Annotated in this window: 12 protein-coding genes and 1 tRNA gene; 5 read left to right on the top strand and 8 right to left on the bottom strand. The window is 51.4% G+C overall.

The genetic code is table 11. The annotated features are described in order from the left end of the window. The first annotated feature begins 331 nt into the window (after window positions 1-331). Window positions 332-763 carry an Hsp20/alpha crystallin family protein gene (locus HNQ92_RS01445; RefSeq protein WP_184169822.1) on the top strand — a complete coding sequence of 144 codons (432 nt, stop codon included), beginning with the start codon at window positions 332-334 and terminating at the stop codon, window positions 761-763. A gap of 209 nt (window positions 764-972) precedes the next feature. Continuing rightward, a complete protein-coding gene (locus HNQ92_RS01440; protein WP_184169819.1) occupies window positions 973-2,502 on the top strand; it encodes a Do family serine endopeptidase in 1,530 nt (509 codons plus the stop codon). 85 nt (window positions 2,503-2,587) lie between these two features. Here HNQ92_RS01440 and gmd read toward each other — a convergent pair whose 3' ends face one another. After that, window positions 2,588-3,700, bottom strand: coding sequence for a GDP-mannose 4,6-dehydratase (gmd, locus tag HNQ92_RS01435; RefSeq protein WP_184169816.1), 1,113 nt, complete (start codon window positions 3,698-3,700; stop codon window positions 2,588-2,590). Window positions 3,701-3,801: 101 nt separating this feature from the next. Continuing rightward, entirely contained in the window at window positions 3,802-4,377 is a 576-nt protein-coding gene (locus tag HNQ92_RS01430; RefSeq protein WP_184169813.1) for an SPOR domain-containing protein, read from the bottom strand. Window positions 4,378-4,523: 146 nt separating this feature from the next. Here HNQ92_RS01430 and murB point away from each other — a divergent pair, with 146 nt between their 5' ends. After that, window positions 4,524-5,540, top strand: coding sequence for a UDP-N-acetylmuramate dehydrogenase (gene murB / locus HNQ92_RS01425; RefSeq protein ID WP_184169810.1), 1,017 nt, complete (start codon window positions 4,524-4,526; stop codon window positions 5,538-5,540). A gap of 52 nt (window positions 5,541-5,592) precedes the next feature. Here the strand turns inward: murB and HNQ92_RS01420 are convergent, their stop codons facing one another. Both HNQ92_RS01420 and HNQ92_RS01415 read right to left on the bottom strand, forming a co-directional pair. Beyond that, window positions 5,593-6,501, bottom strand: coding sequence for an ROK family protein (locus tag HNQ92_RS01420; protein ID WP_184169806.1), 909 nt, complete (start codon window positions 6,499-6,501; stop codon window positions 5,593-5,595). 79 nt (window positions 6,502-6,580) lie between these two features. Then, window positions 6,581-7,291 carry an SDR family oxidoreductase gene (locus HNQ92_RS01415; RefSeq protein ID WP_184169802.1) on the bottom strand — a complete coding sequence of 237 codons (711 nt, stop codon included), beginning with the start codon at window positions 7,289-7,291 and terminating at the stop codon, window positions 6,581-6,583. A 62-nt stretch (window positions 7,292-7,353) separates the two neighbouring features. On the opposite strand from HNQ92_RS01415, the gene HNQ92_RS01410 reads away from it, so the two are divergent. Further along, the gene (locus tag HNQ92_RS01410) at window positions 7,354-8,082 is read left to right on the top strand and encodes an MlaE family ABC transporter permease (RefSeq protein WP_184169797.1); all 729 of its coding nucleotides are present in this window, start codon (window positions 7,354-7,356) and stop codon (window positions 8,080-8,082) included. Between the two features lie 43 nt (window positions 8,083-8,125). Then, window positions 8,126-8,872 (top strand): ABC transporter ATP-binding protein, encoded by a 747-nt coding sequence (locus HNQ92_RS01405; protein ID WP_184169794.1) that lies wholly within the window; start codon window positions 8,126-8,128, stop codon window positions 8,870-8,872. A 15-nt stretch (window positions 8,873-8,887) separates the two neighbouring features. On the opposite strand, the gene HNQ92_RS01400 is transcribed toward HNQ92_RS01405, so the two are convergent. The 4 genes from HNQ92_RS01400 to fabD all read right to left on the bottom strand — a co-directional run bounded on the left by HNQ92_RS01400 (window position 8,888) and on the right by fabD (window position 12,442). Next, window positions 8,888-10,411, bottom strand: coding sequence for an oligosaccharide flippase family protein (locus HNQ92_RS01400; protein WP_184169791.1), 1,524 nt, complete (start codon window positions 10,409-10,411; stop codon window positions 8,888-8,890). A 143-nt stretch (window positions 10,412-10,554) separates the two neighbouring features. Next, window positions 10,555-11,163 carry a TetR/AcrR family transcriptional regulator gene (locus HNQ92_RS01395; protein WP_184169788.1) on the bottom strand — a complete coding sequence of 203 codons (609 nt, stop codon included), beginning with the start codon at window positions 11,161-11,163 and terminating at the stop codon, window positions 10,555-10,557. Window positions 11,164-11,427: 264 nt separating this feature from the next. Continuing rightward, window positions 11,428-11,498: transfer RNA gene (locus HNQ92_RS01390), tRNA-Gln, on the bottom strand. Between the two features lie 65 nt (window positions 11,499-11,563). After that, the gene (gene fabD / locus HNQ92_RS01385; RefSeq protein WP_184169784.1) at window positions 11,564-12,442 is read right to left on the bottom strand and encodes an ACP S-malonyltransferase; all 879 of its coding nucleotides are present in this window, start codon (window positions 12,440-12,442) and stop codon (window positions 11,564-11,566) included. Window positions 12,443-12,498 lie beyond the last annotated feature (56 nt).

Genomic DNA, 12,498 nt, shown 5'->3' with positions numbered 1-12,498 from the left:
GCCCCGCTACGTATTGCTGGACCAGCAAGGAAATACCCTTCACGCCGATGCACCCCGACCCAGCGATCCTGTCGTAAACCTTCTCGACAAGTACCTAACACCCTGCCCCACCCCATAAGAAGGTACCTCTATAAAGTACCTTTTTGACGAGATATAGTACCCAAATCGGACATTATGTCTTTCTAAAATGACTCTTCTATGAAAATACGGCCATATTGTCTTGGAAAGAATTCATTTTGCGGTAAGGTACGGATGTTGATAAATAAGATCATGTAGCCAGCAGGCTGATTGAAAAAGATCATTAATCAACAACCAAAAAATAGGAATAGTCATGAGTGCATTAACCAAAAAAACCTACGTGTATCCATCCTTATTGGAAAACTTCTTTGGACGCGATACCATGAACGAAGTACTTAACCCCGCCAGTCTCGGCAGCGTACCGGCCGTAAACATTGCGGAAAACGAAAATGGCTTCCGGATCGAAGTAGCGGCCCCTGGCCTCAGCAAAGAAGACTTCAAGCTGGATCTCAACCAGAATAAGCTGACCATCTCGGCACAAAAGCAGCAAAAAGACGAGCAGACCAATGAAAAGTACACGCGCATGGAGTTTAAGTACAGCTCCTTCCAGCGTACTTTTACTCTACCTACCAGTGTCGATTTTGACAAAGTAGAAGCTTCCTATGCCGACGGGGTGTTGAACATTGCGCTTCCTAAACGTGAAGAAGCCAAGCCAAAACCGGCCCGTCAAATCGAAATTGCCTAGTAGCGCTGCGGTTACGCATAAGGGCAGCCCCTCCTCAGGTACTGCCCTTATTTTTTTGAACGTAGCAGGTCGCTGCTCCGCAGGTGGTATGGTTCTTTTTCCTGAATAACTATCTTTGTTAAAATATGTTAAATAGATATTCCCCGGGAATAGATAGGGAGTAGCGTTGCGTTTCATTGATACATTTACTAAAACCCCAACAAAATAATATGAAAACTAACTGGAAAGCCATTGTGCTGGTTGGGTTACTTTCGAGTGCAACAACCATTGCTGGTTTCAAATTGCTAGATGAGGGCGGTGAGCGAGACGTCATTTTTAAAGAGGCACCTACAGAGACACTGGCTCGCTTTACGTCTACGGGCTTGCCTGCCGGTACCCCCGGTGATTTTACGTACGCCGCCGAAGCTGCTACCCCTACGGTAGTACACATTCGGTCGACGATGACGCGCCAGGTACGCAGCAGCCGTTCCCAGATGCCCGATTTCTTCCGGGATTTCTTTGGGGAAGATTTTGGTGGCAGCCAACGCGGTCCCCAACGGGCCGAAGCCTCGGGCTCGGGGGTAATCATTAGCTCCGAAGGGTACATTGTTACCAACAACCACGTGGTAGAAGGTGCCGACGAACTGGAAGTAACCCTGCATAATAAAGGAAAACTAAAAGCTAAAGTAGTGGGTACTGACCCATCTACGGATATAGCGGTGATCAAGGTAGAGTCCAAGAGCTTACCACCCATCGTATTTGGCAACTCCGACGCCGTGAAGGTAGGAGAATGGGTCGTAGCCGTGGGAAATCCTTTCAACCTGGAATCAACGGTGACGGCCGGTATTATTAGTGCCAAAGGGCGCGGCCTGGGGATCATTAGCCAGGAGTACGCCCGCAAGTATGGTAACAGCGGCAATTTTGAGGGTGATTCTCCCCTGGAAGCTTTTATCCAAACGGACGCCGTCGTGAACCCCGGTAATAGTGGTGGAGCACTGGTAAATTTGAAAGGTGAGTTGATAGGCATCAATACGGCCATTGCCAGCCCTACGGGTAGTTTTGCGGGTTATGCCTTTGCGGTACCTGCCAGCATCGTGAAGAAAGTTTCCAGCGACATCATTAAGTACGGTAACGTGCAGCGTGGGTACCTGGGTATTATGCTAGAGGACTTAGACAGCCGTAAAGTGGAAGAGTACGGAGTAAAAACCAGCTTAGGGGTTTACGTGCGTGAATTTACCGACAACAGTGCCGCCAAGGCCGGTGGTGTTACCAAAGGAGATGTGATTGTACGCGTGGATGGTATCGAGACCAACAGCGTACCGCAGCTGCAACAAGCCATTGGCTTACACCGCCCCGGAGACAAAGTGGTGATTACCGTAAACCGGGATGGCAAGGAAAGAGACCTCACCGTTACCTTACGGAACAGAACGGGTGGCTCGGATGTCATCAAGCGGGAAGAGTCCTCGACGGCACTGAATACCTTAGGAGCCAAATTTGGCGACCTTTCTGGCGAGGAAAAGCAGCGCCTGAGCCGCTATAAACTCGAAGGTGGCGTGAAGGTACTTTCCGTGGAAGGAGGCAAGCTCTCTCGGACTGGCGTGGAAGAAGGGTTCATCATTACTAAAATAAACGGGAAGGCCGTACGCTCCGTGAAGGAAATGCAGCAACTCCTGGCGGGCAAATCCGATACGATGGTACAGTTTGAAGGACTCTATGCGGACGCTCCTTACGATGTCTATACATTTGGATTCAAATTGTAATTGAGCCAGTAAGCAATTCTATACAAAAAAGGGCCGGAGATGATCCGGCCCTTTTTTGTAATTAATCTGTAAAAAGTGGTGGTGTTTATTCAAAGTAATTCAGCACCCGATGTCCACTGCTCTCCAGCAATTGGTCTTTTTTGAACAATTCCAGATCGGAGGTTACCATGTCGTTTACGAGGGCTTTCAGGTCGTACTTGGGCTTCCAGCCTAGTTTTTCCTTCGCTTTGGTAGGATCACCGATCAGCAGCTCCACTTCGGTTGGGCGGAAGTACCTTTCGTCGATCGCTACTACTTCCTTGCCAACGGGTAGCTGGTACTTGGGGTTCGTACAGGTACGAATCACCGCCTTCTCCGCTGCGCCTTCGCCCGTGAAGTCGAGTTCTATCCCCACTTCGGCAAAAGCCATCCGTACAAAATCCCGGATCCGGGTAGTTTGGCCGGTCGCAATGACGTAGTCTTCCGCTTGCTCCTGCTGTAGGATCAGCCACATGGCCTCCACAAAATCCTTGGCGTGGCCCCAGTCGCGCTGGGCGTCCAGGTTACCCAGAAACACTTTATCCTGTAGGCCTAAGGCAATGCGCGCTACCGCTCGGGTAATTTTGCGCGTCACAAAGGTTTCGCCCCGAAGTGGCGACTCGTGGTTGAACAAAATACCGTTTACGGCGTACATGTCGTAGGCTTCGCGGTAATTGACGGTAATCCAATAGCCATATAGCTTAGCTACGGCGTAGGGCGAGCGAGGATAGAACGGGGTCCGCTCTGATTGGGGTACTTCCTGCACCAACCCGTAAAGTTCCGAGGTAGATGCCTGGTAGATGCGCGTTTTTTTCGTCAGGCCCAGCAGCCGTACCGCTTCCAGAATCCGTAAAGTACCTATGCCATCGACGTTAGCCGTGTACTCGGGTTCTTCAAAGCTTACCTGCACGTGTGACATCGCACCGAGGTTATAAATTTCATCAGGCTGTACCTCCTGCACGATCCGGATGATGTTCGTAGAATCACTTAAATCCCCGTAGTGCAGGTGAAACCGTACGTCCTTTTCGTGAGGATCTTCGTAAATGTGGTCGATCCGCTGGGTATTAAAAAGCGAGCTACGCCGTTTGATCCCGTGTACTTCATACCCTTTGCTCAGCAGCAACTCCGCCAGATAGGCTCCATCCTGGCCCGTAATGCCCGTAATCAGCGCTTTTTTCATATGTAATTGTTACTAGTCCTAATCAAGATTGTAAAAATAGACATTAAGTCCGAAGTACCGGGTACTTATTGAGTATCCGTCAGTCCGACCTTTTATCCCGATCAATATTTTTTAGTTTCCGCTGACACTTTTACGTCCAGGCTCCGCTTGATCTCAACCCGATCCGAGAGAATAATAGCCGTTGAATACTGCGGACGCACCAGCTCCAGGTACTGTTCGGCGTCGGCCCGGTACATAAAATCACCTACTTTTACCCGGTAGGTAGGCTGTGAGTAAGACATGTAGGCGTTGAGCTCAGGGAAAGTCTGGTACGTAAACGACTTAGCGGCGTCGGCCTCCTGCCGCACATTGCCGACGTAGATCTGGATGCGGTAGCCGTTTACGTAGCGAATGGCCCTATTCTGCTCGGCGATGGTATCCAGAATAGCCTCCAAGCGCTTGTTCACGTGCAGCGGCGGCTCTTCTTTTACTGCTGGCTTACGGCTAGGCTGGCTGGGCTGGGCTGGCGTGTATTTCTCGGTGACTGGCTCCACGTAGGTATAGCGCGGCCTCACTTTCGACAGGTCCTCGCGGTAGGTACTTTTGGATTTACCGATCAGACTTTTACCCCCACAACTCGAAAGTATCGCCGCAAGCGTACCCAAAAGCAGGATTCGGACCGATGTAGGTGAAAGCATAAGCTGTGCAAATTCTGAGTTAGGGTACAAATTTAGCCAAAAACGAATTAACATCCTTGTTCCGTACTTTTCAAAAAGGCTATTCCTACCTTTGCAGTTAGGTATCTGGCACAAGTACCTACCCGGTTCTACCTTTTTTGTTGTCCATGACTATTCAGGAAAACGTTTCACTACGCCCTTTTAATACCTTCGGTTTCGAGGCCAAAGCCCGCTATTTTGTGGAAGTTCAAACGCCGGATGAACTGCGTAACCTATTGCTCGATCCTCGTTGGAAAGAGGTACCTAAACAGATCCTGGGGGGCGGGAGTAACGTACTTTTAACGCAGGATGTAGAGGCGCTGGTGATTCGAATAGGCATCCGGGGTTTGGAAATAATCCGGGAAGACAACGAGTACCTGTGGCTAAAAGCGGGCGCCGGGGAGTCTTGGCACAACCTCGTACTTCACTGCGTCCAGAACGGCTACGCGGGGCTGGAAAACCTTTCGCTAATCCCCGGCACGGTAGGAGCGGCTCCCATGCAGAACATTGGTGCCTACGGAGTAGAAATCAAAGATGTTTTTGAGGAACTGGAAGCGGTGGAGATGCATACCGCTGACCTGCGATGCTTCGACACGGCCGCCTGTAGTTTTGGCTACCGCGACAGCGTCTTCAAGCGCGCGCTCAAAGGCAAGTACATCATTGTTTCGGTTACGTTTCGCCTGCGCAAACAGCCCGTTTTTCACGTTTCGTACGGGGATATTCAGAAAACGCTGGCCGACATGAACGTCCAGGTACCTTCTATCGAAGCCATCAGTGAAGCTGTGATTCGGATTCGGCAAAGCAAACTACCCGACCCGGCGGTCATTGGCAATGCGGGGAGTTTTTTTAAAAATCCCGAGATTCCGCAGGCACAGTACGAAGCACTGAGGGAACGTTTTCCTGAACTACCCGGCTACGCCACCGCCCCCGACACCATTAAAGTACCCGCTGGCTGGCTCATTGAAAAGGCGGGTTGGAAAGGCTACCGCGAGGGAGCCGTGGGGGTACATGCCCGGCAAGCCCTGGTGCTTGTGCACCACGGTGGTGGTACAGGCCAGCAGATCCGGGACTTGGCGGAGAAAATACAGAGGTCCATCGAAGAAAAGTTTGGCATCCGGCTGAGCCCGGAGGTAAATTTTCTATAAAAGCCGAGGTTTTCAAATTATTTAGGAACCCCGACTTTTATTGAATTCTTTTCTAATCAAAACACAACGAAGCAGCTCCTAACAGGCCGGCGTCGTTGGCAAGAGTAGCCCGCTTTACGGAGAGCGTTTTGAGATAGTAGGGGGTGAGCCAGAATTTCAGGCGCTCGCTTACTGCGGGCAGGATGTACTCGAAAGAGGCCGATAGTCCTCCGCCAATCAAGATGGTGGTGATGTCCAGAATCCGGATCATCGCGACCAGGCCATCGCCCAGCATGTAGCCCATTTCGTCAAAAATCTGCTTGGCCAGCTCATCGCCCTCGGCGGCAGCGGCCACCAGGCCCGTGGTAGAGATGGTACCGTCGGCGGGTAGTTTGGTTGTTCCCTGGAAGGCAGCGCGCATTTCGTTGGCCATATCCAGCAACTCTTTTTTGCCAATATTTCGTTCCAACACACGCTGGTGTTTGGAAGGGACATGGCCGGGTTCCATGGCATTACCTCCGCCCCCTTTAAAAACTTTTTTGTCGATAATGGCCGCCCCGCCTACGCCCGTACCCAGGGTCACAAAGATGTAGTCTTCGGGTAGTTTGTCTTCGCCGAAATAGTATTCGCCCAGGGCGGCGGCATTGGCGTCGTTTTCCAGGAAAAACTCGTGCTGCGGAAAGCGCTTCTTCAGGTCAGGTACCACCTTCATACCGTCGATTTCCGGAATAGCCGTGATTTCGATCAGGGTGGTGCGGTCACGCGTGATGAGTCCCGGAACACCAATTCCTACACGTCTCACTTCGGGGTGTTCCACGAGCTGGAGGGCGATGGCATCGCCTAAGCGCTCAATAAAATGACCCGACGTACGCCAGCTGGCGGTATCGTGGCTATAAAAATTTGAAATCCGCCCATTGGTAGCGTCCACGATTCCCATTTTGACGTTGGTTCCGCCTACGTCAATGCCGAGATATTGTTCCATTTAATTCTAATAATAGTAATGTAGCTATCTAATCATTTCAAAACGGCAAGTTAGGTATTTCTACTGCATTCTTCACCATTCAATCTATATCTCCCAGCTGAGGGCGCAGTAAAATCTCCTCCATGACGGCCGACGGCGAAAGCTGAAGGGCCGACCAAATCAGCGTCGCTACGTCATTGGGCTGCATAAAACGTTCCTCGGGCAGGTCGGAGCCTTCCCAGCTGGCGGTGTAGGTAGCGCCGGGCAGCACGGCCGTCACCTTCACCCCGTGGGGCTTCATTTCTTCCCGAAGTACCTTGGTCATCCCGTAGAGGGCAAACTTAGAAATGCAGTAGGAGCCGCCGTTGGGATAAGCCACCAGGCTGGCCGTGGAGCAGATGTTGAAAATATGCCCTTCCCGCCGTTTAATCATACCGTCCAGCAGGCCCCGGGTGAGGTGGTAAGCACTGTATACGTTCGTCTCAATGGTCTTCTCCAAGGTACCTTCCGCTTCGTTGTGAATCTGCCCCGGCAGGAACACCCCGGTGTTGTTTATAAGCACTTTTACGGCTTGATCCAACGAAAGTATATAAGCCACGAATTTATCCACCTCGCTCCGCGTTGATAGGTCAGCCGGAAGGGCGTGGAGCGTCTGCTGCGGGTACCTGGCTGCCATTTCTTCCTGCAAGGCCCGGAGTTCTTTTTCGTGGCGGGCGCAGGTGGCCACGTCAAAACCACCGTCCAGCAATTTCGTTACGAGTGCGCGCCCGATGCCCTTGGTACCTCCGGTAACTACGGCTAAGGAATTCATTTTTCGGTTTGGATTTATTTTTTCCTAATTTTCCCCAAATATCGAACACCCGCTGAGATACTATGTCTGTTATTGGAAAATACTTTATTTTTTTAGGTACTTTATTTAGAAGGCGCGAAAAACTTCGGGTCTACTGGAAGCGGTTTATGGAGGAATGCGTCGGAATCGGCGTCAACTCCATCTTCATTGTAGCCATCGTGTCTACGTTTATTGGGGCTGTATCCTGCATCCAGACGGCCTACAACCTGGTAAGCCCACTGATCCCGGTTTCGACGGTTGCGCTTATTGTGCGGGACATGACAATCCTGGAACTAGCACCTACCATTACCTGCATTGTACTGGCGGGAAAAGTAGGCTCCAACATCGCCGGAGAGCTGGGTACGATGCGCATTTCGGAGCAGGTAGACGCTCTGGAAGTCATGGGGATCAACTCTTCGTCGTACCTGGTGCTACCCAAGGTACTGGCCGCCATGTTCACCTTCCCGCTGCTGGTGATCCTGTCGGCCTTTTTGGGCATACTCGGCGGGTACCTGGCTGGCACGCTGACGGGCGTCATCAGCCCCCGCGACTACATCTACGGCATCCGTGATTCCTTTGTGCCCTACAATATCTTTTTTATGTGTCTGAAGCCCTTCGTATTTGGCTTCCTGATCGCGACCATTTCGTCCTATCAGGGGTACTTTACCAAAGGAGGAGCGCTGGAAGTAGGACAGTCCAGTACCCAGGCTGTTACCAATAGCTGTATTGCCATTCTGGTGGCTGATTATGCACTTGCTCAGCTATTTTTGTAGTAAAAAAAATACGTTTCCCTCGAATGAATAGCGCTAACATAAGATGATAGAGATAAAGGACATCGCCAAGGCATTCAACGGTAAAGAGGTACTGAAAGGCATCAGTGGTACTTTCAAGCAGGGTGAGATCAACATCGTGATCGGGGGTAGTGGTACTGGCAAGAGCGTCCTGCTCAAGTGCATCATCGGGCTCATTAAGCCCGATGCAGGCCGGGTACTCTACGACGGGCGCGACTTCTACCACAGCGACGCCGAAATGAAGCAGGCCATCCGGCGCGAAATGGGCGTTTTGTTTCAGGGTGGCGCCCTGTTTGATTCCCAAACAGTACTTCAGAACGTACGCTTTCCGCTGGATATGCTCACCAATATGTCGGAAGCCGAAAAGCACGAGCGGGCGGAGTTTTGCCTGGAACGCGTCGGACTGGCAGGTACCAACGACCGCATGCCTTCGGAGATCAGCGGTGGCATGAAAAAGCGCGTGGGCATAGCCCGGGCTATTGTCATGAACCCCAAGTACCTCTTCTGCGACGAGCCCAACTCCGGCCTGGACCCGCTGACGGCCGTCAAAATCGACGAGCTCATCAAGGAGATTACCGACGAATACGAGATTACGACCCTGATTATCACGCATGACATGAACTCGGTGATGGAAATTGGCCAGAACGTGCTTTTTCTGCACCAGGGACTCAAGCTGTGGGAGGGCGATAATACCTCGATCGCTCACTCAGAAGTACCCGAAATGAACGAATTCATTTTTGCCAATAAACTCCTGCGCGACGCCGCCCAGTAACCACTGAAGGTACTTTCAGACTTTGAACAAGCCAAACAGCGTCCGGAAGCGCGGTGGCAGCGCCTTTCGTTCGGCCAGCAGCACCGCCAGGGCAAATAGCCCAAACAGAAAGACGTGAAAAGGTACCGCCAGCCATAGGTTCGCGATTTCTATCCGGGACGAGCCGTAGATAAGCGCCGCTCCCGCCAGCAGGTACCCCGCCGAGGATTTTACCGGATAAGGTACCGGGTAGTACTTTTGTCCGTAGTAGTAGCAAAGGCCCATCATCACCAAGGCCGACGTAGCAAACGCCAGCGCACAGCCCAGGTACCCTATGCGGGGTACGAGCAGGAAGTTGAGCCCCATGGTGATGGCAGCCCCCGTGATGGTAAGGTAGGTACCATACTGGGTTTTGTCGGTAATCTTAAACCAGGCGGCGAGGTTGTAGTAAACTCCCAGAAAAAGGAAGCCTAACAGTAGCCAGGGTACAATGGGCAGGCCCTCGTGGTAGATTTTCTTGCGCAGAAAGAGCTCCGCCAGCAGGTCCAGGTTGAGGCAGATCCCTACCCACATCAGGATACACACCAGCACAAACCACTTCATGACCTCGGCAAAGACCGAGGGAGCGTTTTTATCTTCAGCCTTGGAGAAGAAGAACGGCTCGGCGGCGTACTTGAAGGCCTGAATGGCCAGATTCATGAAAATAGACAGCTTGAAACACTGCCCGTAGATCCCGATGGCGTCGCGGGTAGTGCGGCCGGGATAAAAATTTTCCGGGAGCAGGTACTGCAAAAACGAGCGGTCGAACACGTAGTTGGTCACCGCCGCCAAGTTCATGATCAAGATGGGGAAGGCATACACCCAAACCGGTCGAAAAAGTGCCCGGTTAAACACAAAACGGAAATCCAGGAACTCCCGGCAGAGCAGTACGAAAAAGAGTAGGTTGGCCATCAGATTGGCCAGGATGATGTAGCCGGGTGCCATCGCCGGGTCATAAAAAAGATCTACGGCGGGCTTCAGAAACAACAGGTACCTCCCTTCGTAAATATCCCGGCAGAGGAGCAAGAAAAAGAAGTTGAAACCGATATTGGCCAAGATATTCGCCACGCGGGCCGCCACAAATTTCTTAACCTTTTTTTCCAGCCGAAGACGCGCAAACGGAATGGAAACGATGCCGTCGATGGCCATGATGAGGGCCATCCAACGCACCAGGGTTACTTCTTCGGGGTACTCGATGAGCCGCGCCACGTCCTCGGCAAAGAGGTACATCAGCCCCGAGAAGAACACGCTCACGGAAATAACCGCACTCAGAATCAGGTTGTAGTACTGGCGTTGGTCGGCTTCCTTCCGCGCAAACCGAAAGTAGGCGGTTTCCATGCCGAAGGTATAAATGACCAGCGTAAGCCCGGCGTAGGCATATAACTGAACTTGTACGCTGAGCTGCTCGGGAAAAAAAAGCCGGGTGTGGAGCATTACCAGCAGGTAGTTGAGGAGCCTGCCTAACATGGTACTTACGCCATAGCTGGCCGTTTCTCCCGCCAGTTTTTTTAGTACACTCATTAACGATCGTTTTACGCTTTCGGCTGAAAGGGTACAAATATACGCGCGCTGATCGATCCCAAAAGGCTAACTGGCTCTTTAAACGAAAAATCCTCCCCAACAGAGCGGGAAGGACTTTAAGAAGGTACTTTCATTGCTACCTATTACTTCTCTGAATTGGCAATAATGCTAACTACTATGTTTTCTATACGTTTCCAGCCCTCTTCCGATTGCAGGTCTACGTCGATCATCTTATCGCGGTAGTCGGCCGAGATGGTTAAGTAGTATATACCTGCCGAAATGAAAGCGATGAGGCCGCTCGTATCCGGGCAGTTGGGCAGATCGCCGATCTTTTCTAAAATCCGGGCTCCTACCTCGTTGCGGGTTTCTGAAAGTACAGGACGGCCGGCCCCGATTTCCCAGCGAAGTAAATCCCGCGTGGCTTTGCGCTCCCGAAGATCGTTCATGGCAATCAGTAAAATCCGGGCCATGGTCTGCCCCCGCTCTTCCGGGGCGGTGGGTGGAATACTCTCGATAAAGTCAACACTAGTGGTGAAGGTATACTGGCCCGTTTTTACGTACTGTTCCATGAGGCCATCTACCCCGCCAAAGTACCTATATATAAGTACCTTGTTTACGCCAGCCGTACGGGCAATTAAATTCACGCCTACTTTTTCGGTGCCATACTGTTCAATAACTTCTCCGACTGCTTTGAGGATTTTGCCTTTCGTGCGTTCGCGATCGCGCTTTTTAACTTTAACTAGTGTTGCCATTTCAATTGGTGATTTTAGTAGTGTATAGTAATAGTGAATAAGAGAGGGGTAATTTTAATCCATAAAAATAGAATAAATAAACAGAAGTTATTTACCTGGATACAATATAATATTAATTTAAGTGTAAAAAATATAGAAATAGTATCTCTAGCGGTACTCGTTTGGAACAGTTAATGCTAAAAAGTGCTACTATTGATTTACATTATACCCAATAATGAAAATACAGGTATAAAAAAAAGCTCACCGATTGAGTGAGCTTTTTTGTTGGCCGACAAGGACTCGAACCCTGAATAAGACAACCAAAATGTCCTGTGTTACCATTACACCATCGGCCAAATCCGAAATTGTGGTGCAAAACTAAGCGCTCAGCGGATACCTGTCAAGCAATTCTGCAAAAAAATTACACATTCTTTGTTTCAACCTCCCCGGCTATTTTTTTCACCAGCCCCTGAAGTACCTTGCCGGGGCCGCATTCGATGAAGAGCGTGGCGCCGTCGGCCACCATGTGCTGCACCGACTGCGTCCAGAGTACCGGAGCCGTAAGCTGGGCGATCAGGTTGGCTTTAATGGTACTTACATCCGTAGAAGCGCGGGCGTTCACGTTCTGGTAGATGGGGCAACGTGGGGCGCTAAAGGGGGTACTTTCGATGGCTTGGGCCAGTACCTCCCGGGCGGGCTCCATAAAGGGTGAGTGAAAGGCTCCTCCTACCTGTAGCAACAGCGCCCGCTTGGCCCCAATGGCCTTCAGGCGTTCACAAGCCTCCTTCACGCCTTCAATGGACCCCGAAATAACAACCTGGCCGGGGCAGTTGTAGTTGGCAAGTACCACTACCTCGCCTTCAATGGCAGCGCACACTTCTTCAATAGGCTCGTCGCCCAGGCCCAGGATGGCGGCCATCGTGGAGGGGTAGGCTTCGCAGGCCTTCTGCATGGCGTCGGCGCGCTGGGCTACCAGCCGGAGCCCGTCCTCAAACGACAGCGCACCCGCCGCCACCAGGGCCGAAAACTCGCCCAGGGAGTGCCCCGCCACCATGTCGGGCTCAAAGCCCGGCGTAGTAGAGGCCAGCACCACCGAATGCAGAAAGATGGCGGGCTGGGTGACGTTGGTTTGCTTGAGCTCCTCTTCGGTACCTTCAAACATGATTTTAGTAATGTCGAAGCCCAGTATCTGATTGCCCCGCTCAAATAACGCTCTGGCTTCGGCGGAAGATTGGTATAGCTCGGCCCCCATGCCCGTAAACTGCGAACCCTGGCCCGGAAATATGTACGCTTTTTTCATGAGAAAAATGGTTGAATCGCTTGGTTAATAATAAAAGTAGCCCGCTCAGCAGGTAC

The sequence above is a fragment of the Rhabdobacter roseus genome (assembly GCF_014202275.1).
Classification (GTDB): domain Bacteria; phylum Bacteroidota; class Bacteroidia; order Cytophagales; family Spirosomataceae; genus Rhabdobacter; species Rhabdobacter roseus.
This window is presented reverse-complemented; position numbering and strand designations above follow the sequence as displayed.